The organism is Janibacter sp. CoH_79_TC_3 (assembly GCF_058197955.1).
In genome coordinates this window covers 162,719-187,070 of sequence record NZ_JBXWIV010000004.1, presented here as the reverse complement: position 1 = coordinate 187,070, position 24,352 = coordinate 162,719, and the positions used below count along the sequence as shown (strand labels likewise).

At 43.2% G+C, this 24,352-nt stretch carries 23 protein-coding genes and 2 tRNA genes; 15 read left to right on the top strand and 10 right to left on the bottom strand.

The window, feature by feature from the left end; translation table 11 throughout:
• Nucleotides 1-166 precede the first annotated feature (166 nt).
• From rimP to tpiA, 5 genes are all read right to left on the bottom strand, one after another.
• Entirely contained in the window at nucleotides 167-667 is a 501-nt protein-coding gene (gene rimP / locus AC2FA3_RS05990) for a ribosome maturation factor RimP (protein ID WP_490508773.1), read from the bottom strand.
• 507 nt (nucleotides 668-1,174) lie between these two features.
• Nucleotides 1,175-1,251, bottom strand: a tRNA-Met gene (locus AC2FA3_RS05985).
• A 134-nt stretch (nucleotides 1,252-1,385) separates the two neighbouring features.
• Nucleotides 1,386-1,470, bottom strand: a tRNA-Leu gene (locus AC2FA3_RS05980).
• Nucleotides 1,471-1,713: 243 nt separating this feature from the next.
• A complete protein-coding gene (secG, locus tag AC2FA3_RS05975) occupies nucleotides 1,714-2,022 on the bottom strand; it encodes a preprotein translocase subunit SecG (protein WP_025652589.1) in 309 nt (102 codons plus the stop codon).
• A gap of 266 nt (nucleotides 2,023-2,288) precedes the next feature.
• Nucleotides 2,289-3,089 carry a triose-phosphate isomerase gene (tpiA, locus tag AC2FA3_RS05970; protein WP_490508772.1) on the bottom strand — a complete coding sequence of 267 codons (801 nt, stop codon included), beginning with the start codon at nucleotides 3,087-3,089 and terminating at the stop codon, nucleotides 2,289-2,291.
• 442 nt (nucleotides 3,090-3,531) lie between these two features.
• Here tpiA and pilB point away from each other — a divergent pair, with 442 nt between their 5' ends.
• From pilB to coaE, 4 genes are all read left to right on the top strand, one after another.
• The gene (gene pilB, locus AC2FA3_RS05965; protein WP_490508771.1) at nucleotides 3,532-5,238 is read left to right on the top strand and encodes a type IV-A pilus assembly ATPase PilB; all 1,707 of its coding nucleotides are present in this window, start codon (nucleotides 3,532-3,534) and stop codon (nucleotides 5,236-5,238) included.
• 210 nt (nucleotides 5,239-5,448) lie between these two features.
• A complete protein-coding gene (locus tag AC2FA3_RS05960) occupies nucleotides 5,449-6,672 on the top strand; it encodes a type II secretion system F family protein (RefSeq protein ID WP_490508770.1) in 1,224 nt (407 codons plus the stop codon).
• Between the two features lie 25 nt (nucleotides 6,673-6,697).
• Nucleotides 6,698-7,597, top strand: a complete 900-nt coding sequence (locus tag AC2FA3_RS05955) for a prepilin peptidase (protein ID WP_490508768.1) — start codon at nucleotides 6,698-6,700, stop codon at nucleotides 7,595-7,597.
• Nucleotides 7,598-7,714: 117 nt separating this feature from the next.
• On the top strand, nucleotides 7,715-8,404 hold the full coding sequence (gene coaE, locus AC2FA3_RS05950; RefSeq protein ID WP_490508767.1) for a dephospho-CoA kinase: 690 nt from the start codon (nucleotides 7,715-7,717) through the stop codon (nucleotides 8,402-8,404).
• Here the strand turns inward: coaE and rlmB are convergent.
• On the bottom strand, nucleotides 8,367-9,137 hold the full coding sequence (rlmB, locus tag AC2FA3_RS05945) for a 23S rRNA (guanosine(2251)-2'-O)-methyltransferase RlmB (RefSeq protein ID WP_490508766.1): 771 nt from the start codon (nucleotides 9,135-9,137) through the stop codon (nucleotides 8,367-8,369). The two genes, coaE and rlmB, sit on opposite strands and share 38 nt — an antisense overlap.
• Nucleotides 9,138-9,354: 217 nt before the next feature.
• A complete protein-coding gene (ppnP, locus tag AC2FA3_RS05940; protein ID WP_068407914.1) occupies nucleotides 9,355-9,690 on the bottom strand; it encodes a pyrimidine/purine nucleoside phosphorylase in 336 nt (111 codons plus the stop codon).
• 455 nt (nucleotides 9,691-10,145) lie between these two features.
• On the opposite strand from ppnP, the gene recN reads away from it, so the two are divergent.
• From recN to AC2FA3_RS05900, 8 genes are all read left to right on the top strand, one after another.
• Nucleotides 10,146-11,825: a DNA repair protein RecN gene (gene recN, locus AC2FA3_RS05935; RefSeq protein WP_490508765.1), complete on the top strand. Its 1,680-nt coding sequence runs from the start codon at nucleotides 10,146-10,148 to the stop codon at nucleotides 11,823-11,825.
• A gap of 118 nt (nucleotides 11,826-11,943) precedes the next feature.
• Nucleotides 11,944-12,507, top strand: a complete 564-nt coding sequence (locus tag AC2FA3_RS05930; protein WP_490508763.1) for a YqgE/AlgH family protein — start codon at nucleotides 11,944-11,946, stop codon at nucleotides 12,505-12,507.
• A 72-nt stretch (nucleotides 12,508-12,579) separates the two neighbouring features.
• On the top strand, nucleotides 12,580-13,092 hold the full coding sequence (ruvX, locus tag AC2FA3_RS05925) for a Holliday junction resolvase RuvX (RefSeq protein WP_490508762.1): 513 nt from the start codon (nucleotides 12,580-12,582) through the stop codon (nucleotides 13,090-13,092).
• A 74-nt stretch (nucleotides 13,093-13,166) separates the two neighbouring features.
• Nucleotides 13,167-13,646 carry a hypothetical protein gene (locus AC2FA3_RS05920; protein WP_490508761.1) on the top strand — a complete coding sequence of 160 codons (480 nt, stop codon included), beginning with the start codon at nucleotides 13,167-13,169 and terminating at the stop codon, nucleotides 13,644-13,646.
• A gap of 92 nt (nucleotides 13,647-13,738) precedes the next feature.
• Nucleotides 13,739-14,065 (top strand): sulfurtransferase TusA, encoded by a 327-nt coding sequence (gene tusA, locus AC2FA3_RS05915; protein ID WP_490508760.1) that lies wholly within the window; start codon nucleotides 13,739-13,741, stop codon nucleotides 14,063-14,065.
• A gap of 167 nt (nucleotides 14,066-14,232) precedes the next feature.
• The gene (locus AC2FA3_RS05910; protein ID WP_490508759.1) at nucleotides 14,233-15,441 is read left to right on the top strand and encodes a methyltransferase; all 1,209 of its coding nucleotides are present in this window, start codon (nucleotides 14,233-14,235) and stop codon (nucleotides 15,439-15,441) included.
• 24 nt (nucleotides 15,442-15,465) lie between these two features.
• Nucleotides 15,466-16,404, top strand: a complete 939-nt coding sequence (gene xerD / locus AC2FA3_RS05905) for a site-specific tyrosine recombinase XerD (protein ID WP_490508758.1) — start codon at nucleotides 15,466-15,468, stop codon at nucleotides 16,402-16,404.
• Between the two features lie 44 nt (nucleotides 16,405-16,448).
• The gene (locus tag AC2FA3_RS05900) at nucleotides 16,449-16,787 is read left to right on the top strand and encodes a DUF3817 domain-containing protein (RefSeq protein WP_490508757.1); all 339 of its coding nucleotides are present in this window, start codon (nucleotides 16,449-16,451) and stop codon (nucleotides 16,785-16,787) included.
• Nucleotides 16,788-17,138: 351 nt separating this feature from the next.
• Here the strand turns inward: AC2FA3_RS05900 and AC2FA3_RS05895 are convergent, their stop codons facing one another.
• On the bottom strand, nucleotides 17,139-17,696 hold the full coding sequence (locus AC2FA3_RS05895) for a hypothetical protein (RefSeq protein WP_490508756.1): 558 nt from the start codon (nucleotides 17,694-17,696) through the stop codon (nucleotides 17,139-17,141).
• Nucleotides 17,697-18,131: 435 nt separating this feature from the next.
• Here AC2FA3_RS05895 and AC2FA3_RS05890 point away from each other — a divergent pair, with 435 nt between their 5' ends.
• Nucleotides 18,132-18,740: a class I SAM-dependent methyltransferase gene (locus tag AC2FA3_RS05890; RefSeq protein WP_490508755.1), complete on the top strand. Its 609-nt coding sequence runs from the start codon at nucleotides 18,132-18,134 to the stop codon at nucleotides 18,738-18,740.
• A gap of 114 nt (nucleotides 18,741-18,854) precedes the next feature.
• Here the strand turns inward: AC2FA3_RS05890 and lptG are convergent, their stop codons facing one another.
• Together lptG and AC2FA3_RS05880 are read right to left on the bottom strand one after the other, a co-directional pair.
• Nucleotides 18,855-20,075, bottom strand: coding sequence for an LPS export ABC transporter permease LptG (gene lptG / locus AC2FA3_RS05885; RefSeq protein WP_490508754.1), 1,221 nt, complete (start codon nucleotides 20,073-20,075; stop codon nucleotides 18,855-18,857).
• Nucleotides 20,075-21,379 carry an LPS export ABC transporter permease LptF gene (locus AC2FA3_RS05880; protein WP_490508753.1) on the bottom strand — a complete coding sequence of 435 codons (1,305 nt, stop codon included), beginning with the start codon at nucleotides 21,377-21,379 and terminating at the stop codon, nucleotides 20,075-20,077. Before AC2FA3_RS05880 ends, lptG begins: the two co-directional genes overlap by 1 nt.
• Before the next feature lie 436 nt (nucleotides 21,380-21,815).
• Between AC2FA3_RS05880 and AC2FA3_RS05875 the strand changes: the two genes are divergently transcribed.
• A complete protein-coding gene (locus tag AC2FA3_RS05875) occupies nucleotides 21,816-22,445 on the top strand; it encodes a cysteine hydrolase family protein (RefSeq protein ID WP_490508752.1) in 630 nt (209 codons plus the stop codon).
• 238 nt (nucleotides 22,446-22,683) lie between these two features.
• Nucleotides 22,684-24,348 carry a leucyl aminopeptidase gene (locus tag AC2FA3_RS05870; protein WP_490508751.1) on the top strand — a complete coding sequence of 555 codons (1,665 nt, stop codon included), beginning with the start codon at nucleotides 22,684-22,686 and terminating at the stop codon, nucleotides 24,346-24,348.
• The last annotated feature ends 4 nt before the right edge of the window (nucleotides 24,349-24,352 follow it).

Sequence of the window (24,352 nt, the reverse complement as noted above, 5' to 3'; positions counted from 1 at the left end):
TGTCCTATCGTTTTATAATTGACTTAAACTTTATCGTTAGTGTGTTGACGTTATATTTTCACCGTCAGCCATAAGCTGTTTGGAGATTAAAATACCGACTTATAAGAAAGCTATTCTAAGAAAAGCTGTTTTGAAAATATACATTTTCTTAAAACCATCTTTAAAATTAAGCATCTTCATAAATTAGGTTGGCTTTATCAATATTACTTAACGCAATCTCAAACTGCTCACCATCGGTAGCAGTCAGTTTTAACGTGGTCGCATCGATACTGTCTAAAGTACCGGTTGCTTTGCGGCGTTTTTTATCGCCTTCACCAATCGCTTGTATCAAACGCAAGCTAACTGTTTGACCCACATAACCATGCATTTGCTCATCAGAGAAGAACGCACGGTCAAAACCCGGTGACGATACTTCTAAAATAAACTCGCCAGCAATCGGATCATGGACCTCAAGAATACCGCTTACTTGATGATTCACTGCGGCACAGTTCTCAATCGTTACTTGCTTATCTTGGGCTTGATCTTCTGGCAATGCCTCAATATAAATGCGTAACAAAGAGCGATTACCCTGTGGCGCAAACTCTATACCCCATAGTGCCACATCACAAGCAGCTACTGCAGGAGCAATAATATTGGTCAGTTCTGTAACTTTTGTAGAAAGCTTCATAATCTATTTATCTTTTCCTATTCACTTCTCGAGCGTACCGAGTTAAGTGTTTTTAATTTTATACATCGAACCTTTATAGGTTCAAAATTTATTAAACTAAAGCTTCGTTAATCATTGTCTTAATAGACAAGAATATTACTTAAGACATAACCTTTATTCTATTCTTAACACGTAACTATATATGCTATACGTTTCAGACTCGTGCTTTTATATAAGGATGAGCATAAAAAACATCAAGCTCAACCAGACAATGCTTTTATTATTTATAAAGCAGAACTATCGATAAAAGTGTGAGGAATAAAGGATAGTATGCTTACCAAGCATCGCGCCGGTCGTGGCAGATGATGGTTAGTAACGAGTAGCATCTTACTCTATAGAAATAGAGCTTAGCATAAGTAGGATAGATATCGCGATAACACCGACCATCAGATACAAAAAAACCCACAAACATAATGGTGGGCTAATCGTTACTGACAAATTTAGTGTACAAAACATCAGTATAAAAAGTGGTAGCGGGGGCTGGATTTGAACCAACGACCTTCGGGTTATGAGCCCGACGAGCTACCAGACTGCTCCACCCCGCATCAATCTAGAACGCGTATTATAGGGAGGTTTTATAGAAGTGTCAATACTTATTTTAAATAAATCCTAAATTAAGTATTGCCGACGATAATTCCAATCTTAAACCGTTCAAGTAAAACATCGTACAGATAAAGCTTGGTGCGATTGGGGGGACTTGAACCCCCACAGCTTGCGCCACCACCCCCTCAAGATGGCGTGTCTACCAATTCCACCACAATCGCATCTTTCTCACTACGCTGTTTATTGAGTTTCAACCCATTATAACGGATGCTTAAGGAAGGCATCGAAGGTTAAAGACTGCTAAAAACAGAGAAGCATTGTAAGACTAAGCGCTTAAAATAGCAAGTACTGCCTGTAACAAAAGCCATTCAATCAAAGCGCTTTTCTTTGTCATCTATTAATAGGGAGCTATTAACCGTTATTAAAAATATTAATTATGAACGATAAATAACTACTGAAAATAGCTATTGAGGATTTTGTGTCAAAGGGCGCGGCGTTTGTGGTGCTGATACTGGCGCATCTAAACGAAATTGGTCTTCCGCCTGCTTACGCGCATGGACAGCAAGCGTCATACTGGTGATAAAAAATATCACCGTTAAAACCGCAGTTGCACGCGTTAAAAAGTTTGCAGTCCCTGCGGCGCCAAATACTGTACCCGATGAGCCCGCCCCAAAAGAAGCCCCAGCATCTGCCCCTTTACCATGCTGTATCAAAATCAAGCCAATCATGGCAATCGCCACGATAATGTGCAGGGCTAATATAAACGTAAACATGGTGGCCTCTTTTGCCGCGTAATCACGACTGATAACGAAAAATAAATCGTAAGGATTAATAATAAAAATGAGTGGTGTTTAACGATTGACATCTAATACCGTTAATAACGCCAAACCAGTTATATAAACAAAGCGATTATATAAATAAGGCGCATTGTACACGATTGCAAGGGCACTGTTAAAGCCACTTTTACCAACTGCTAAAGACATTTTTTGAATAAAGTAGCTATTTGATATTTATTAAACGGCTGTTTTTTTTGATTTTATTAAGCCGTAGCGCGGCTAAAGGCCTGAGCAATGGCCAAAAAGCTTTCTGCTTTTAATGATGCGCCGCCAACCAATGCGCCATCAATCATGCTATCGGCGGCAAAGCTGTCGGCGTTGTCGACATTGACGCTACCACCATATAAAACAGTCATGTTTTCTAATGCATCGTTAAAGCTGGCAAGCGTTTGCTTAATATGCTGATGCGTCGCACTCACCTCTGCCACGGTTGGTACTTTGCCAGTACCAATCGCCCAAACTGGCTCATAAGCGACGATTAAACGCTCTGATAAACCTGCAATAAGCTCTGGTTTATGGGTAAGAAAGTCTTTGATAACGGCTAATTGCTCATCAATGACTGCAAGCGTTTTTTTCGCATCGTACTGCGCTTGGGTTTCGCCAATACAAAATACCACGCCTAGGTTTTGCGTAAGCGCATGAGTCATTTTGTTTAATAAGCAATCATGAGATTCTTGATGGTATTGGCGGCGCTCAGAGTGACCCAATATCGTCCATGTTGCGCCAGCATCTGCAATTTGCTGCGCTGAGCAATCGCCGGTATAAGCGCCTGTGCTTGCACTATGAGCACCAATGTCTTGGGCGGCGCTAAGTATTGAACTGCCCTTTAGACGCTCACTGACAGCCGTTAAATGAATAAAACTTGGTGCGACCATCAATTGACAACCAGCGATATCAGACTGCTCTTTGGTGCTAACGGCAGTTAATAGGTCGTCTAGTAGCGCATTGACGTCATGGCTCGTTGCTGGATTCTGCTTCCAATTTCCAATTACCCAAGCTTGCATACTTATATACCTTGTCTTATCTATTGCTGCCAATATGGCTCATATGCGCGCAAGTATAACAAATATTTCCCAAGTGCTATAGTCCGTTGCTAGAGTATGATGCATTCAGAATTGGAACTAATTTTGCATAGTATTTTTGTCAAAACGACATTTTTTGCAGATGAACAGTCTTATACGCTATATAAAGTCTTTTAACTCTAAGAAATTCCTATATTATTCTATTCATAGAAACTAAAACCAAGACAATCAATCATCTGTATGATTGATTATAAATAATTTCAACAAGCTAGATACAACCGATTTGCACTAGCTAATTAGACATAAGTATATAAGTTATGGTCGCTCGTTGGCTATCAATCATATAGACAGATGTTTATGCGGTTTCGATAAAATTCAGTTTAAAAAATACAGCCCATTTGGTATCAAGTAAAGAGAGGTTTTAATGTCTATTACAGCCAGTAAATACGGCGGCTTAGCACAGCAGTTAATTAGCGAAGGTATTGTGAGCGAAGCGCATATGAAAACTGCGCAAACGGAATCACAACAACAGCAAGTAGGGTTAGTGCCTTATTTGGTTGAGCACAAGCTTGCCAATGCTTATCAAGTGGCGCAGATGTTGTCGCAAGCTTTTGGTGACCCTTTGTTTGATCTTGATGCGCTCAGCTCAGACGTCATACCAAAAGACTTGGTCGATGAAAAAATCGTGCGTAAGTTTAATGCTTTACCGCTGTTTAAACGCGGACAGCGCTTATTTGTGGCATTGAGTGACCCGACCCGTATTGATGCCATCGACGCCATTGCCTTTAACTCACGTTTATCTATTGAGACCGTCGTCGTTGAAGAAGATAAGCTAAAAAAGCGTATTGAAAACCTTTACGCTGACTCTATGCAAAGTTTTGATAGCTTTTCTGATAACGATCTAAACGTAGATTTCGATGAGGGTAAAGAAGAAGCTGAAACCAAGCTTAGTGACGGTGTCGATGAAGCGCCAGTTGTAAAGTTTGTCAATAAAATGTTGGTCGATGCCATTCGTATGGGCGCATCAGACTTACATTTTGAACCTTATGAGAAAACCTTTCGCGTGCGTTTCCGTGTCGATGGCGTCATGCAAAAAATGGCCAACCCACCGGTACAGCTTGCAGGAAAAATTGCAGCGCGTTTAAAGGTAATGTCGCAAATGGATATATCCGAGCGCCGTGTTCCACAAGATGGGCGTATTAAGCTTAAAATCTCTAAGGATAAAGCTATCGACTTCCGGGTAAACTCTCTACCTACTTTATTTGGCGAAAAGCTTGTTTTGCGTATCTTGGATCCTTCATCGGCCATGCTAGGCATTGAAGCGCTAGGTTATGAGCCTGATCAAAAAGAGATGTTTTTAGAAGCCTTACATAAGCCGCAAGGCATGCTACTCATTACCGGTCCTACCGGCTCTGGTAAAACCGTTTCTCTCTATACGGGTATTAATATACTAAATACCGGCGAGACCAATATTTCCACTGCCGAAGATCCAGTCGAAATTAACCTTGAAGGTATCAATCAGGTCAACGTCAATCCGAAGGTGGGATTGACCTTTGCCAATGCGCTTAAGTCATTCTTACGTCAAGATCCTGATATCGTTATGGTTGGTGAGATTCGTGACCTTGAAACCGCTGAGATTGCCATTAAAGCGGCTCAAACGGGACACATGGTGCTGTCGACCCTGCATACAAACTCTGCACCTGAAACTTTAACGCGTTTACGTAATATGGGTGTTGCCTCGTTTAATATTGCCACGTCAGTAAACTTGGTGATTGCTCAGCGGTTGGCACGGCGTTTATGTAAAAACTGTAAAAAACCAATCAATATTCCACGTCAAAGCCTACTTGAATTGGGGTTTACCGATACTGATTTAGACAATCCAGACAATATCATTTATGAACCAGTCGGCTGTAATGAATGCCGCGAAGGCTACAAAGGACGTGTCGGTATCTATGAAGTCATGAAAGTCAGCCCTGATATCTCTCGTATTATCATGGAAAATGGTAACGCGATAGATATTAAGGATGCTGCACTCAGAAATGGCTTTAGAGACTTGCGGCGCTCAGGTATTTTAAAGGTACTACAAGGGGTGACCAGTATTCAGGAAATGATGCGCGTCACCTCTGAATAACTAATATGAGAATATAAAATAAATTGTTTATGACTCTAATGCTTTGCTTTTGTAAACCAGCAATATTATCTAACAGATGTACTTAAATATAAAACAGTTATATACTGGCTTTTCGAGCTAAAATGAAGTACGCCTGCTATAAAAGACCTATCACTTATCTTTTTATAGGTTTGCAACATCTCTACTAGACAGAACTTTAAGGGTAATAAAATGGCAAAAGCTAAAACCGACATGCTGTTAGACTTTGTCTATGATGGGGTAAACCGACGCGGACAAAAAGTCAAAGGCGAAACGACCAGTCGTAGTTTGGAGCTGGCAAAAGCCACTTTACGCAAACAAGGTATCACCGTTAAAGGTATAAAGAAAAAGCCAAAGCCGCTCTATACCTTTAAAAAGTCTATCAAACCAATTGATATTGCTATTTTTGCCCGTCAATTGGCAACGATGATGAAAGCAGGTGTGCCACTGACCCAGTCTTTTGAGATTGTCGCCGACTCACTTGATAACCCGAGTATGAAAGATTTGGTGTTGCAAATAAAAGCCGATATTGAAGCGGGTGGTACCTTTGCTTCAGCACTGCGTAAACATCCGCGCTATTTTGATGACCTGTTTTGTTCACTGGTTGACTCTGGCGAGCAATCAGGTGCGCTTGAGACCATGTTAGAGCGTGTTGCAACCTATAAAGAAAAAAGTGAGCTGTTAAAAGCCAAAATTAAAAAGGCGATGAAATATCCTATTGCGGTTGTCGTCGTTGCAATTATCGTTACTATGATTCTACTGATTAAAGTAGTTCCAGTATTCTCAGACTTATTTGAGTCTTTTGGTGCCGAGTTACCTGCCTTTACTAAAATGGTCGTTAATATGTCTGAGTGGATGCAGGCATGGTGGTTTGTTTTAATTGTGCTCATCGGGGGTACTATTATTGGGTTTTCAGAGGCCAAAAAGCGCTCTAAGAAATTTCGTGACTTCTTAGACCGTGCAGTGTTAAAAGCGCCGATATTTGGCAATATTGCTTATCAAGCCGTTATCGCCCGTTTCGCCCGTACGCTATCGACCACCTTTGCTGCAGGTGTCCCCCTTATTGATGCCTTAGACTCTACCGCTGGTGCAGCAAACAACGTGGTATTTTACAATGCCATTCAGCAAATCAAAAACGATGTCTCAACCGGTCAACAATTGCAGTTTTCTATACGTTCAACTAATATCTTTCCAAGTATGGCGATTCAAATGGTTGGTATCGGCGAAGAATCAGGTAGTTTAGAAGAAATGCTCGATAAAGTAGCGGTCTATTACGAAAATGAAGTCGATAACGCCGTTGATGGTTTGACCAGCTTAATGGAACCATTAATTATGGCAGTACTAGGCGTATTAGTAGGCGGCTTAGTGATAGCCATGTACTTACCAATTTTCCAAATGGGCGCAGTAGTAGGCTAAAATCTACTACAAGGACAACGACTTCATGCAATTTATTCAGTTATTACAAGAAAATATGACTCTTGCCTTAGTCGTATTTGGTCTACTCGGTCTTTGTGTCGGCAGTTTTTTAAATGTCGTCATTCATCGTATACCGCTTATGATGGTAGCGGCGTGGCGACAAGAATGTAGCCAATTTATGACCGAGCAAGCAGACATGCCGCGTGAACATACGACGCCACTGGCAAACATTGTCGCCACCGATACCCCTATTACATTAAGCATACCTGCCTCACGCTGTCCTCACTGCGCCCATAAAATAAAGTGGTATGAGAATATCCCTTTAATAAGTTGGCTAGTTTTACGTGGGCGCTGCTCGGATTGTAAAGCCCCTATAGGACTGCGTTATCCTATTATTGAGCTAGTCACAGCCCTACTATCTATCTTAGTTATTTACCAGTTTGGCGTCAGCGCGGCTGGATTATCTGCCCTGATTTTGGTCTGGACACTGGTAGCATTAACCGGTATCGACTTTGATACCCAGCTACTGCCTGACCGTTTAACCTTTCCTTTAGCAGGATTAGGCTTGGCAGTAAACTCGCAAGGCTGGTTTGTATCGCCTACTCAGTCTATCTGGGGGCTATTACTCGGATTTTTGTCTTTGTGGGTGGTGGTCAAAGTCTTTTATCTCATCACTAAAAAACATGGTATGGGACAAGGCGACTTTAAATTATTGGCGGTTTTAGGCGCTTGGCTTGGACCTATGATGTTGCCGTTAATTATTTTACTGTCGTCACTGCTTGGTTCAATCGTTGGGCTTATTCTGATGAAAAAACAAGGAGAAAGTCGTCCTTTTGCCTTTGGCCCTTATATCGCGATTGCCGGTATCATTGCTTTACTATACGGCTCAGACATCGTCAATTGGTATCTAGGGATGTATACTTAGCCATCTATCCTATGAAAGTAGACCTATAATTTCTAAAAACAGAGTCTTTAACCTGCTAGAATAGGTTATTGCTGTATTACGGTCATCCCTATTTTATCAGTTAAATAAGTCATCATTATGTCAAATTATGCCTCATCTTTATCTTATTCCTTTCAACCACAGCCTTGCCAAACCAAAAGTAAGACATTGGTCATCGGTTTGACCGGTGGTATCGGCAGTGGCAAGTCGGCTGCGAGCGATTGGTTCGCTCAGAAAGGGATTGATATTATTGATGCGGATGTGATTGCTCATGAAGTGGTCGCTAAAGGTAGCGCCACTTTACGCAAAATTAAAAGAAAATTTGGCGATTGGGTGTTGAATGCCGATGGTGAAATGGACCGTGCCGCCGTGCGCACTCATGTCTTTACTCATCCTGAAGCCCTAATTGAGCTTGAAGCAATCACTCATCCGGCGATACGTGAAGCTGCAAAACTACAACTAGCAGCCAGTACATCACCTTATGTGGTGCTGTCAGCGCCACTGCTGATTGAGGCAGCGGAAGCTGGTCTTGCTAATTTATGCCAGCGTATTTTGGTGATGGATGCCACTGAGGACACCCAGCTTGCGCGTGCGACTCAGCGTGATGAGCAAAGCGTGCAAAAGATTAAAGCCATTATGGTCAATCAGCTGAGCCGCGAAGAACGTAATCGTCATGCGGATGATGTGGTGCTCAACGAGAGCGATCTTGCGGCGCTATATGTACAGCTTGAGCCCTTACACCAAGACTATCTTACGCTTGCCCATCAGCTAAAGTCCGCTGCCGATTAATCTCGTAGAGCGCCATACCGGTAGCAACACTCACATTTAAGCTTTGTAAGTTACCATGCTCGTTGCCTGACATCGGAATATAAACCAGCTCATCGCAGCTCTCCATAGTCAGGCGACGCATGCCCTCACCCTCTGAGCCCATAATAATAGCAGTTTTACCGGTCAAATCTGCCTCATGTATTGGCTTAGCATCTGCGTTTAAAGCAGTACCAAAGACAAATACACCAGCGTTTTTAATCTTGGTTAGCGTACGTGCCAAATTGGTCACACTGACGATAGGCATCATCTCTGCTGCCCCTACCGATACTTTAGCAACAGTTGGCGTGAGACTTGCCGCATGATGTTTTGGACAAATGACGGCATCAACGCCCATTGCTACGGCTGTGCGCAAACACGCGCCAAAGTTATGCGCATCGGTAATTTGATCAAGCACCAACAATAAACACTGCTCACGGCTAGCAAGGATATCGAGCAAACCTTCATCAGCGAAACCTAACGGGCGCGCATTAAGCACTACACCTTGATGCTGCGGGCTGCCACACAGTTGCGTAAGTTTGTCTTTTTGCGTCGGTTGAATACTAATGCCATTATCACGTGCTTGCGCCATAATCGCTTGCACGTTACTGTCAGTCTCGCGTCCTTGCTGGACAAACAAGCTGAGTCCATCAAGAGGACGGTGTTCGAGTAAGGCATCAATCGCATGAATGCCATAGAAATAGCTGGGTTTTGCCATAATAGGCCTACTGATTATAAAGTGGATATCGCGCGCGGCGATAAAGAAGAAAAATATAGCGATAATTGTAGCAACTAATCATCGACTAAACGAAATTTTATTATTAAAAAACTCACCAAAAAAAAGAAACAAACCTTATCGCAAGATTTATTTCTTTTTAAGTGCTTAGCTTTAGGTGTCAGAAATGGTCTTTTAATACAACCAATCTTAAACAGCATTAACCCTCTAAATGACAGATATACTGCACGATTTCTTCCGTGCGTAGGTTAAAGCCACTATTGCCTTCGACCACGAATGACTGTCCTGCGCGGTAGTAGCTGAACTCTTCTTCGCCATTTATTTTTACCTCGCACTCACCGCTGATGATTTCGATACGTTCGGAGGTATTGGTGCTAAAGTGATAGTGTTCGACCAAATTATCGCAAGGCAAAATAACCCCTAACGTTTTATGGCGACCGTCCTCAAACATAATGGTATGGCTTGAGCAACGACCATCATAGGATATCGTGGCTTGAGCATTGACTGTTACATTGGTAAATTGCGCCGCTGTCATAGTGGCTTCCTTATCAAATAATTATTGCCAAACTAAAAAACCAAATTGAAAAACCAAATTGAAAAACCAGAGATTAATTCACCGCCTAAATGACAGTTAAACAACCTTTTTTAACGACTAATGCTATATTTCATTATCTATAAGACCAACCCTGTAGCACAGATCGTATGAAAATCTGGTGGTAAGAGTTTATCATTATGTGAGATTATGCTACCACATTATATCTATAAAGTTTGTTACAGCGACGAGGAAAGTTGCGCTTATTGTTAAATAAACGCCCAACTTTGATTACCTTTAAAATTTGTATTTACTATCTTTTGCCACCATAATATTTACCAATTCCCTTTATTTCATTAGCACCATTAACCAAAGCCGTTTATTCCCTTATTTACATATTTTAGACATGACTTATCAGCATAATTGGTGAAGTTCATTGTCTGCCATGAGAGGCATTGATGCTCGTATCATTAACTTTACATCAGTTTGCATTGATTGCTCAGCATGAGCTGAGCGTGGCTGAAGGCTTCAATGTCATCACCGGTGAGACGGGTGCTGGCAAGTCATTATTATTGGATGCGCTATCGCTATGTGCAGGCGAGCGCGCTGACAGTGCGATGGTCAGACATGGGGCTGTGCACGCCGATATTTATGCGCAGTTTGATGTGGAAAATAATGACGTCATTGCGGAATGGTTTGCCAAAAACGACCGACCTCTAGAAGAACCCGAAGTCCTTATTCGCCGTCAACTCAGTAATACAGGACGCTCAAAAGCGTGGTTAAATGGCACGCCAGTCAGTTTGGCTGAGCTAAAAAGTCTCGGTGCCTTACTGGTTAATATCCATACTCAACATGCCCAGCAAGCATTACTTAAGCCGCAGTTTGTGGTGCAATGGCTGGACGAGATGGCGCAAATCACACCGCTTGCGACACAAACGGCCAGCAGTTATCAGACCTACCAGCAGCTCAAACGCCGGGCTGATGATATCGCCAGCCGTGAAGCCCAGCGCCAAGACCGTATGCAATTGTTGCAAAGTCAACTTGCCGATATTGCGCCATTACTCGCCGTTGATTATGCAGAAGTTGAAGCGGAGCATGAAGAGCTATCCAATATTGAAGCATTAATGCAAGAGGCCAGTCATGGTTTGCATCTGCTCGATAATGACACCGATGAGCCTGATGTCATGACCTTATTAGGACAGGCAATCAAGCTCTGTGATCATCAGTTAGGCGTCAGTCAAACTTTTGAGCAAGCTTCCGAACAGTTGCATTTAGCGCAGCAGCAAATCACTGAAGTGACGGGGTTACTATCGGATTATGCTGAGCAGCAGCTACCTGACCCTGAACGGCTACAAACACTCGATAGCTTAATCAGTCTCGGACATCGTTTGTCACGTAAGCACGGCTTACCAGCGAATGATTTAATCGATGAGGCAAAAGGTTGGGAAGTACAATTAGAACAATTAGAAAACGAGCCCAGTAGCGATGCCATGGCGGCACAAATTGAGCAAGCATGGCAGGACTATCTTGCGCTTGCAACTCAGTTAAATAAAGAACGCTCAAAAGCTGCGCCGACTGTCAGCAAACAATTAATTAAGCAATTACAGCCACTTGCGCTGCCCAATGCGCGCTGCGAGTTTGTCTTTACCAAAAAATCCGAACCTAGCCAGTATAGTGCGCAAGGTTGCTATGATATTGATTTGTTATTTAGCGCCAACGTCGGTATGCCCATGCAACCACTACATAAGATTGCTTCGGGCGGTGAGCTGTCACGGATGGCACTGGTGATGCAAGTATTGCAAGCGACCAATGCCGATAATAATGCTGCCAAGCCAATGCTGGTATTTGATGAAGTCGATGTGGGTATTAGTGGTGGCACGGCGCAAGTGGTCGGTGAGTTATTACGGGCGCTTGGGCAGACGCAGCAGTTATTGGCTATTACCCACCAAGCGCAAGTCGCGGCGCAAGCCCATCAGCATATATTGGTACAAAAACATCATGATGAGCAAACCGAAAGTGAGCTATTAATCTTAACCGATAGCGCGCAAGTCGACGAGCTAGCACGCATGTCGGGCGGCGTAACTATTACTGACGTCACCCGTGACCATGCCCGTAGTTTATTGAGCGATGTTAAATAAAGATTTATGATTCAGCATTAACGTCGAATCACCACTAAACATTTGCTTTGGTTGATTTTTTACTCAGTATCGCCATATAGTGGTGTCTCACCATTCATATTAGGTTGCGTTTTTTGCTATGTCTAAAGCCAATTTGACCCATCATTTCTTAATCGCCGCGCCAGAGCTGTCAGACCCACGGTTTGAGCAGGCGCTGATTTATATCTGTCGTCATGATAAAAACGGTGCACTTGGTCTGATGGTCAACCGTCCATTGGAGCAGTCGCGAGTGGGCAAACTGCTAGAAGACTTAGATATTGAAGTGACTGATCCGCAAGTGATGGAAGATGTGGCGTTAGCAGGTGGTCCTATGTATCCAGAAATTGGCTTTGTCCTGCATACCGGTCAGCCGGAATGGGCATCTTCCTTTGCGATATCAGAAAACGTTTGTATCACTACCAGTCAAGATATTCTTAAGCGTATCGCTGCCGGTCAAGGCGTTGGTCATTATCAGCTGTGCTTAGGTCATGCCAGTTGGGGTAAAAAACAGCTCGATCAAGAACTTAATAACGGCGACTGGCTCGTCTGTCCTGCTGATCTTAATCTATTGTTTGATACGCCATTTGAAGAACGGTGGCAAATCGCTGCCGATAAGATTGGCGTTAATTTTGACTATTTAAGTAGCGATATTGGTCATGCCTAGCGTTATATATTGAGTGCTATATACTTAGCAGCATTTGCTTAATGAAGACACAAATAGGAAATACCCCTGATTATGGTAGATAGCACGCTTATAACAGATACGACAGCTGTCGAACCAGCGATTAAGCCGCATCTTATTTTGGCGCTCGATTATGGCGTCAAAAAAATGGGCATGGCATTAGGTAATAGCATTACTGAGACTGCGCGTGCTTTTGATATTTTGGCGATGAATAATGGTCAGCCTGATTGGGATAATCTGCTCGGCATTATCAAGGTTTGGGGCGTGGCAAAAGTGGTGGTCGGATTGCCACTCAATATGGATGGTAGCAGCTCAATGCTGTCCAAGCGGGCGCATAAATTTGCCCGTCGCTTAGCTCATAGGATTATGGAACAACATCTACCAGTGGTAGTGAGCCTCTGCGATGAGCGCCTGACCTCAGTGGCAGCACGGGAAATTGCGTGGGAAAATGGCTGGATTAAAAACGAGCGCGACCCGATTGATGATATCTCCGCCTGTATCTTGATGTCGACTTACTTTGCTGATCCCAGTAGCAGTATCGCCATCGACGCCATTAAAGCGGATTAATAGTGCAGTAAATCCATTGCTAACATACCGTGCCTCTTTGCTGCATCATCTAAACGAATAAATGACTGATTAATATGACCACTGTTTCAGACCAATCCTTGCAAAATAGCTCTCAGCGTGGCTTTGCGCCGCTCGCGATTGCGCGTATCAAAGGCGCTCAGCGAGTCAACCAAATAGCGATTTATCTTATTTATGCCGCTATTCTCGCCTTTATGGTCTTTGGCACCATTGCCAGTATCAAAGCCTTTCATGACAATCAACTGCTTTATCAACTCTTCTATAACTTGCCCTATGCTTTAGTGGCGCTCACCATTCCTATTACTATCTATGATGCATTGGTGATTTACCGTTATCGCTTAAATCAGCCATCGATGATTGCCATGAGTATTGGCGTATCAACCCTCATATTGCTTGGTGGGCTATTATTTGCCGATACCGCCTGGTTGGGGTTATCTTGTTGGCTTGGCGTGGCATTTTTATTCAAAGTTAGCTTTAAGCGCTTTTTTAACTTTTTGGGAGCCGACAAAGAAGCTGATGTTGTTAAAGAAGCATAAAGCAGCTGAACACATGGTACGGCAAACATGGTACGGCAACGAATGAATAGTAAAAAACTTTCACCATACTTTATCGATTTAAAAAAACGACTATGACACCTTCAATATCTGATACTACTATTCAACATCATTTAGATACCCAAGGGCTGATTTGCCCTGAGCCAGTGATGATGTTACATCGAACCATACGTAAAGCCGAAGCTGGTGCGGTGATTGAGATACTCGCCACTGACCCTGCGACTACTCGCGATATTCCTAATTTTTGCCGTCATTTGGGGCATGAGCTTGTACAGCAAGAAACGCTTGCTGAAAATGTACCTTTAAATGTCGATCCCGATGAAATCACAATTGCTAGCGATAATGACGCGCCTATCAATGCCACGCTTTATCGGTATTTGGTCAAGAAAAAGAATGCTTAAATGCATTTAATTGACCCTAGAGCATTAGTAACCTAAGAGCACTAAGAACGTCAGTACATTAATAAAGTAATAGAACTAATAGCACTAATAGCACTAATAGCACTAATAGCATCAAGATATCTTTGCTTTGTACGAAACATATCATTCACAAATTAAAGGTAGATAACGTGTTAGCAATCCAAAAGCAGTATGTGCAGTGGCTCGAAAACAAAGACGGAAACGAAACCTTACATCAAGCACTTTGGTTATCAGAAAGCAATCATGTGCCACCTACGCGTATTGTGTTGGTCGATGATAAAACGACCGCAGATGAAGCTTACCGCTTGGCTTGCGAAGGGACATCACTACTATGGCGCGGTGACTTTCATAATGCACGGCAATTGCTACAAGCGCTTGGTCGGCGTATCGATCGCACTAATGAGCGCGCTGAACAGCGCAAAATGAAGAAAGCGGCTAATAAGTCTGCTAAATCTTCTGCATCCACAACTGAATCCCTAGCCATACCCAACCTATTTCATCAGCAGCGCCAAATGCAAGCGCAGCGTTCGCGCATATTAAGCCGTTTGCTACTAGAGCTTGATACGAATTATACCAGCCAGCTACGTCGCGCCCCTGATGTGAGCGCTCCTTGTATGGCAGCTTTTGGTCAGTTGGATGAATCGTGCGTGCTGTCGTTTCGTGACCTGCAAGGCGCATTAGGCGCAGCGCAGTGGCGCGAAAAAGGCGTACCAATTGAAAATTTAGGTGTATCGATTTTCCCGTATTATGGTGTTTTTGCACCAACCCGTCATGAATATGTGCAGCTATTGCTCGATGCACCGTTGCCAAAATTTCATGATGTTGCCTATGATATCGGTACGGGCACTGGGTTGCTGGCTATAATCTTGGCGCAGCGCGGTGTGAAACAAGTAATTGCCACAGACTTAAATCCACGTGCTTTAGCCTGTGCCAAGGAGAACTTTACACGTTTAGCATTAACTAGCGTACAGTTACAGCAAGCGGATTTATATCCGACTGATGCGCCACTCGCCAATTTAATTGTCTGTAATCCACCTTGGTTGCCCGCTAAACCAAGCTCACCACTCGAATACGCTGTCTATGATGCTAATAGCGCCATGCTGCGTGGGTTGTTGCAGGGCGCAAACCAGCACTTAGCTGAGCAAGGAGAGGTGTGGTTGATTTTGTCGGATTTGGCTGAGCATTTGCAGCTGCGTACCCGTGATGAATTACTGGGCTGGTTTGCAGATAGCGGTTTAAAAGTGAAATATCGCCTCGATACAAAACCTAAGCATGGTCGCAGTCAAGATGATACCGATCCCCTATTTGCCGCGCGCAGTGCGGAAATCACTTCGTTATGGTGCTTAGAACGTGTTTAACATTCAATCACCGAGTCCCGTCTTATGAGCCGCGACCGTGCCGTACAGCAGCGCCAACCTAAAGCGCTGGCGGTTGATGACGAACCAGCTTATATGACTGAGTTTCGTCAAGCCATGCTGGCACGCGGTCTTGCAACGCGTACGCGTAATGCTTACGTGCGCGACCTGCGCTCTTGCGAGCTGACCAATCCTATTGCCCTGACGAAATGGCAGCCTGACGAAGTGCTGCACTGTCTTTCAACTATTACCCAAGAAGGCAAAACGCCACGCACCCAAGCGCGAATGCTCTCAAGCTTGCGCCAGTTTTATCTATGGATGATTGCCAGCAACCTGCGCGAAGACAATCCTTGCGAGCGTATCAAAAGCCCCAAGTTGGGCCGTCCACTCCCAAAAGACTTAAGCGAGGCGGATATCGATAACCTACTTGCCGCACCTGATAGCAGCACGGCGCTCGGTCTGCGTGATAAAGCCATGTTAGAAGTACTCTATGCTTGTGGTCTACGTGTTAGCGAGCTAATTAATCTGTCACTAGAACAGGTCAATCTAAATTCTGGCTGGCTACAAATAACTGGTAAAGGCAATAAAACCCGACTGGTGCCATTAGGTGAATATGCAAGCGATGCGCTAGAAGATTATTTAACGCATGCTCGTGGCGATTTGATTGCGCATCTCAAATCTGGCAATTGCCAAGCGGTCTTTTTAACCGCGCAAGGTGGCTATATGACGCGGCAGAACTTTTGGTATCTATTAAAGAAATACGCCAAAGTCGCCAGTATTGATAAAGAGCTATCGCCACATACCTTACGTCATGCTTTCGCCACCCATTTATTAAATCATGGCGCAGACTTACGTAGCGTGCAGTTATTACTTGGGCATAGTGACCTGTCTACCACGCAGATTTATACCCACGTGGCGACGGCGAGATTGCAGAAATTGCATGCGGACCATCATCCGCGCGGTTAAAGCTGGAACTAAAGATTTATTGATGATTGTAAGAGGAATAAAAAGTGTTGCAAGCTCAGCCATCCACTCTGCCCAGCCTAACAAAAGGGCAAAATTCTGCACTCAAAAACCTTACCATCATGGGTTATTTAGAAGGCACGTCTTTTTTATTATTGCTTGGTATCGCCATGCCGCTAAAATACATGCTGGGTATTCCTGAAGTAGTGAAATATGTCGGTATGGCGCATGGGGCACTGTTTATCGCCTATATCTTGCTGCTGCTGATTGCAACGAGCAAAATAAAAATGCCGCTGTGGGCAATGCCTGCAGGTGTGCTTGGCTCGTTTTTGCCCTTTGGTCCGTTTATCTTTGATTATTTATTGAAAAAGAGTTTGAGAGGATAGGATTAGAAGTTTTTGGGGGTCGGTCGCAGTTAGACTTTTGAGGATAATGATTGACGACGGCAAGACTGTAGAAATTGCATACAGAGCGTCATCCGCGTGGTTAGGGTTTTAAAACTCTCGAAGAAAGTATGGTCAAGCACGCGTAGGCTGGACTTTTAGCCCCGCTCTATCTATGAAATAGAGAACTTTCTAATAAAATTAGATTTATTTAATCAACTAAACACAATCTTAGCTTATCAGCTTAACTCGCTCGTTTGCTGCATTAAAAGCCCAGTCTATAAACTGTCTATTTTTGGACTCATAATGTTGGGTGTCGCCAGCTCCATCTAACCTACGGTGGCTAATTTAAAGTCAGTTATAGCAGTCATCAGTTAAATTATAAAGTAAGTTAGAAAGCTTAATATCAGTAGCAAACATTGCGCTTCCTTCAGAATAACCATATCTAATAAATACAGGGTTATATCCTTTTCGCTTGAAGCTATAGGTTGCATTAGAACCCGTAGAACCAAAACTTTCATTACACTTTGACCGGACTTCTTCAACGATACCTTGACCAAAAAGTCTATTCAAACTACTTTTTGAAGTAGGAAACCCGCCATTGCTTATTACTATATATACTGAATTAAAAAAGGTTCTAGTACCTTCAACTCTAATATCCATTACACCAATATTAGGATTGCGGTTGTTACCCAATTGACCTGTACCAATCATGATGTAATCGTGCTTACCGACTTCATAGTAAGGCCAGCTCCAGTCAACGCCTTCGATGTCATCTATATTTTCCCAACCATTTACATTGTATTCAACATTTTCAGGTATTGCGACTGAATTTATAAAGGAATCAAGTTGTCCTGCAAGCGCAGGAAAAGAACAAGTGGTTGCTAAAACAAAACATAATATTTTATTCATTTTTTACTTCCATTTAACTTTATATAAAAAGTAGATTAGGTTTTCAACATAGCGAGTTAGTAGGTAACCTAGAAAAATAACTTCGTACTATATTACATACAAAATTTCACTCTAGATATGAACTTCAAGTTAATTGCTATAATCTTCTGGGTTAAAAACCCAGCCTACGATTAAAACTTCACTCCTATACACCTAATTTATCCTTAAATTTTGCTATCTTATAGTAGTCGCCGTGCGGTGCGGTTTAGCCCTGACTGGAGCGGTTATCCTGTCATGACTGCTAGGTTGCAAAGGCTTGGCTCCCATTACAATTGCTGCAATAGAGCTTCCCAAAATATTATTTCATCAATCCATAGCTGCAAACCTGCCCTTTTCTCGTTACAATACCTGCCATAATGTATTAACCTTCTATTTATTAAATAATTCGAGAATCCCATGAGCCATAGACCTCCTGCTGAACTTTTAGAAAAAGCAAAACACTGGCGCGAAGATATTAACTTTCGCCAAGATGTACTGGGCAAGCCGTTTGATTTTGCGACCACGTGGGGTATTTTTTCGCCACAAAAGCTCGATGATGGTAGCTTGATGCTGCTTGATTATGTGGATTTTCAAGCGGATGATGATTCAATAGATTTGGGCTGTGGCTATGGCGTGCTCGGCATGACGGCGGCGAGTGAATGTCCGAATGGTCTGCATACCTTGATTGATAAAGACTTTATGGCGGTAGAATATGCACGTCTGAATTGCGAGAAAAATGGTCTGAAAAATGTCGATGTGCATTTATCAAATGGCTTTAATCATGTAGATAAAACGAAAGATTTTAGTCTGGTAATGTCGAACTTGCCCGCTAAAGTAGGCAAAGAGCAGCATTATTTATACTTCCTTGATGCCTATGCGCGCATGCGTAAAGGTGGGCGTTTTTATGTGGTCACAATTAATGGTTTACGCCAGTTTATGAAACGCTCATTTACCGAAGTGTTTGGCAATAGCGAAAAGATCAAACAAGGTAAAACCTATACCATTACCATGGCGACCAAAGACTAATCTTAAGCAACTTAAAAGCTGCACGAACAAAAATCCCGCTAATACGATGATGTGTTAGCGGGATTTTTTATGGCTAAATTTTTAGAACTATATTTTACAATTACATTTTTAAAACTACATTTGCCGTTTCAGTAAATATCCACCCAATATCGTGCTGGCGATAATGGGTAATATCACCATTAATAATGGCGAAAATCCAGTCGCGAGCGAAACAAAGCCAACCAAGTCTTGCACGTAACTAAACAGCAAGCCAAATAGCAATGCCACGACGATACGTAAACCTAAGCTATGGGTACGCAATGAGCCAAAAACGAATGAGCAAGCAACAATCACCAGCGATAGAATCGATAGCGGTGAGAGCAGCTTTTGCCAAAATGCCAACTCATGACTTAACGAGCGCGTGCCTTGTTGGCGCATAAATTGACGATGCTCGTATAACTGGGTCAATGACAAATCTTCGGCTTTACGAGTGAGTAAATACACTGACTCAGGCGCAAAAGGTAAACTCAAGGTATCTGACGGTGCGATAGCTTGGCTACTCTCAAAGCCCTGACTAATCATCAGCTTGGTCATATTGTTCAGCTGCCACTCGTAGCGGTATTGCTCGCTTGGCTTGCTGCTATCGGTATCTATCGGTTCGCGGCCGATATATTTGCCACCCTCAGCATGAATGGCGGTTTGCAAGTTGCCATTATTGTCCAAATGCCAGCGTTTGACCTCGCCAATATTTCCTTGCACATCGGCATAATCGATATACAAAATATCGCTGCCATCTGGCTTGGCACTACCGTCTTTTGCACTCTCAAAGCGTGGTTGTACCGTCCAATAACCGCGTACCGAGGTGACAAGCGAGCTGTTATCTTCGTCGTTAATCTCTTGCGCCAATTGATTCGAATGCGGCAATACAAACTGATTAATCACCAATGCCAACAGCACAAAAATCATAGCAGGCTGCAATACCCAACCTACGATACGATAAACACTGACGCCAGCGGCGCGCATGACAACCAGCTCGCTTTTATTGGCCAATAAACCCAAACCGACCACCGCGCCAAGTAATGCGCCCGTTGGGATAAACTGCTCTAAGAAGTACGGCGAGCGGTAAAAGATATATTTAATCGCCTCGCCCATCGTATAGTTATCATCTAGCGAATCCAGCTCAGACAAATAAGAGAACACCAACTGCAATGCCCACAAACCTATGACCGCGCCGATGATAGCAAGTAAAGCGTTTAGTTTAACGTAACGGCTCAGCACTTTTAGATTGGTTGGTTTTGGCGCAAGTTTAAGTTTAGCGTTTGGCGAATTCGATGATTTAGAGAATAAAGCGCTCATTAGGATTGTCCTCCTTGTGAGCCATTGCTTTTGTGGTCAATATTGCCTTGATGCTCGCTAACGGTTAACAGCTCATCTGGTTTGCGAAAGCGCAAACGATGCTGCATGCGGCTGCCCCAGTTCATATAAAGCGCCAATACTATAAATCCTAATATTAACCATGCATACGCCCAAACGCTCACACTGCCTTTACTCACAGCGTTTTTAAGCGAAATAATGCCCAGCGCACAGCTGACAAATAATAAAATCGACGGGAACAGGCGCAACCAGCGACCTTGACGCGGACGTACTTGCGCCAGTGGCACGGCGAGCATCGGCGCGATAATCATCAACCAAGGTAAAGCCAGACGATAGCCAAGCTCCCCTTGCGCCGCTCGAAGTGCATTTTCACTATTCACTGCTGCATTGCCCATGGCGGCTTGCCATAATGGACCAATTGCTTGGGTTTCGATATTGGCTTCGGTGATGACTTCTTTGGAAGATTCGGTCAAGGTGATACGGTAGCGATCAAAGCCCACTTGATTATACTTTAGACTGCCCGCGCCGACTTCATAACGGCGACCTTGGAATAAATCCAATTGGGTGACACCGCTACTGCCAGTATCTACTTGCTCAGCGCGTTTGGCCAAGGTAATGGTATCTTTACTGATATGGTCTTTGCTTATAACTTTGTTGCTTGTGAGCGCGTTTGGCAGCTCTGGGATATTGAGTTGCTCAGCAGTTTCTGGGTCTATATTATTATTAACATCAACGGCCGCATTTTTTGCCGCACTGCCTTTGGCTTTAGGCTCAGATTGTATCAATATCACATCTTGCAACTGCTTTTTATCATCGCTTAAGCTGCCAACATACAAGTGATAATTGCCACTACTAATAAACTGATTGGGACGAATCAAATCAAAAGCACTGGTCAATGCCTGCTGCTGCCAGACGCTTTCCGATGAGCGTACGCCCCACGGTTTACCAACGATAGATAAAGCCGCCTCCCCAACAAACAATGCCAATATCAACGGTGTCATCAAACGGCCAAGCTTACCGCGCGACACGCCGCTGGCATTAATCACCGCCATTTCTTGGTCAACGTATAAACGCCCAAATACCAACATGAGAGCGATAAAAAATGCCAGTGGCAGGATAAGCTCTAAAAAGTAAGGCAGGTTATAACCAATAATGGTAAATAATAAGCCGATGTCCAGATTGCCTTCTGCGGCAATACCAAAGTAACGGATTAAGCGCCCGCCGAGCATCATCACCACTAAAAACCCCAATACCAAGGCGGTCGTTGAGGCAACTTGTTGAGTCATATAGCGGCGTAATATCACAATAGGCACTCTTTAGAAAAAGGTTGGTATGCGCACGATTTAGCGCAGTTTTATTGGCGCTACGCTATAAATAGTAGCGATAAAGATAACCGCTAATCCTAGCATATTTTGCTTAAAAATGGCTGTGAAATGTGTTGGAAAACATTGCATTCATCTTGCTATATCACTAGATTGTTTGGTTAATAACAGCTAAAACTAAGAAAGCGTACAGCGTATACAAGTTATAAGCTTGTCTTAATATAAGAACAACTCTATTAAGTATTTACATTATATTTTTGCTTTATGTCATTTAGAAAGCTTTGTTTGTCGTTGGTATCCTTGCTCGCCTATCTTTAGATTTCGTTGCTAGACTGAGTGAGCTGCAAAATTTATGCTTATATCATTTAACGCTCATATGAAATAACGGAGAATACGATTGATGAATACACTAACTTCTACTCCAGCCACTACTCCATCGACCTTACTTGAACTCGCTGGTGGGCAATTTGCTGCACTTGATTGGTCAAATTGCGCTATCGTCTTTATTGACTATCAAAACGAATACGTCGATGGTGCGATGCAATTGGGGCAAGCCGGTGCTAACGCTATTAAAAATGCGCGTCTACTACTAGATAAAGCCCGCACCCAAGACATTCCTATTTTCCATATCGCCCATCACGGCGCAAATAATGATAAGGTTTTTAATCCTTTATCGTCGAATGTTGAAATTGTCGCTGAATTACAACCAAAAGATGGCGAAACGGTCATTGTCAAAAAACATCCTAATGCTTTTTATGATACTAAGCTGCAAACGCTAATAGCAGGCACGCAAAAGCAGCAAATTATTTTTGCTGGGTTTATGAGTCATATGTGTGTCAGCTCAAGCGTCAGAGCGGCATTTGATTTGGGCTTTGATAGTTTTGTCTGCCATGATGCCTGTGCCACGCGTGCCTTGCCTAATGATAAAAAAGAAGCCATAAGTGCAGACGTGATGCACGAGACTGCGATGGCAGCATTACAAGATAGATTTGCGGCTTTAGTGACGACAGCTGAATTGGTTGGCGAGTAACTGACTACTCTATAAAGACATAAAACAATTACTTAAACAATTATCGCAAAATTGTGCAAATATATTACCCAAGCCTTGCTCACTGCGCACTCGCCTCGCAATATGCTACACTATTGCGATGGCTAATTAGCCCAAACATTTTATTAAACAGTACAACTGCTTTAACAGGTATAAACAATTTAAATAAAACCTGCCATTTTTATCATGCTAATTTCATAACTCTAATAAGGATAACTATATGAATATTAAATTAACCCAAACCTTGCCAAAGACGCATACGCAAAAAATTCTGAAAAAAGAAGCCAAGAGTAAAGATGCCGCCTGCCTTGTGGTGCTCATCGATGATAAGAAAAATATCTTAGCCGAAGCAGAATTAAGTGATTATCAAAGCCGCATTGAGCAGTTGATTGAAGTATCACATTTTAATGGTAAAGCCTGTGAAACAGTAGCTGACTATGCGCTTGCTGGTGATAAGAAAACTACGAAAGAAAATCCAGTACAGCTGTTATTGGTCGGTGTGGGTAATCTTGATAAACTTGGTCATAGCGTATTACAAAAAATCGCCAATACCATTTATCAAAGCACGCAAAAACGCGTTGACTCTATTACTGTAGCGTTAGGTGATGCATTAGAAGAAAATCATTTTGGTCAGTTTGCTTTGAATTTACTAGCAGCGAGCTACCGTTTTGATAAGTACAAATCTGAGCAAACCACACCAGTTTTAACTGATATCTATTTACTGGCTGATAAATCTCTGCAAGCTTCTTTAGCATTTGCCGAAGCGGTCTTTGCCGGTCAAAGCTTGACCCGTGACGTCGCCAATGAGCCCGGTAACATTTGCTTCCCCGCTTATATGGCTGAACAAGCACAAGAATTGGCCAAAACCTATCCCGATCTATTAAAAGTTACCGTATTGGGTGAAGACGAGATGTCAGCGCTGGGTATGGGTTGCTTCTTAGCGGTTGCGCAAGGTTCTGCTAAAGAAGGCAAGCTGGTACTCATGGAGTATCGCGGAAAATCGAACTTTAGCGCCAATGCTAATAAAGGCATGACTAACAGCGCCAAAGTCGCAGGCGGTCTAAAAGCCTTGGCAGATAAATTACCAACCAAAGCTGCTAGCAAAAAAGCCGCTAAAAACGCTGAACAAAATAGCGATAACGATGTACAAGCTGCCAATGATGACGCGCCGATCGTCTTAGTCGGTAAAGGCGTGACCTTTGATTCAGGCGGTATTTCAATCAAGCCCGGTGCGGCGATGGATGAGATGAAATTTGATATGGGCGGTTCAGCGTCTGTACTAGGTACGATTAAAGCTTTGTGTGAAGCGCGTCTACCGATTAACATCGTTGGCGCCCTTGCTTGTGCAGAAAATATGCCATCAGGTGATGCTACGCGCCCCGGTGATATCGTGAAAGCCATGAACGGCAAATCAGTGGAAATCTTAAATACTGATGCGGAAGGTCGTTTGGTATTAGCTGATACTTTATGCTACGTACAGCGTTATAATCCAAAAGCGATTATTGATGTAGCAACGTTGACCGGCGCTTGTGTGGTTGCCTTAGGTCACGTACGCTCAGCGGTATTTAGTAATGATGAAGATGTCTTGTTTGACTTAGAAAACGCCAGTCACTTATCGGGCGATTTAATATGGCACATGCCAATGGATGATGAGTATCAAGCCCAGCTTGACTCGCCTATCGCTGATATGCAAAACATCGGTGGTAAAGGCGCTGGTGCTGTGACTGCTGCTTGCTTCTTATCGCGCTTCGTCGAAGAAGGTCAAGCATGGGCGCATTTAGATATTGCTGGTACCGCATGGAATTCTGGTCAAGACAAAGCGGCAACCGGTCGTCCTGTCCCACTGTTTATGCAATACCTCAAAAACAGCGCAAACATGGCTTAATCAG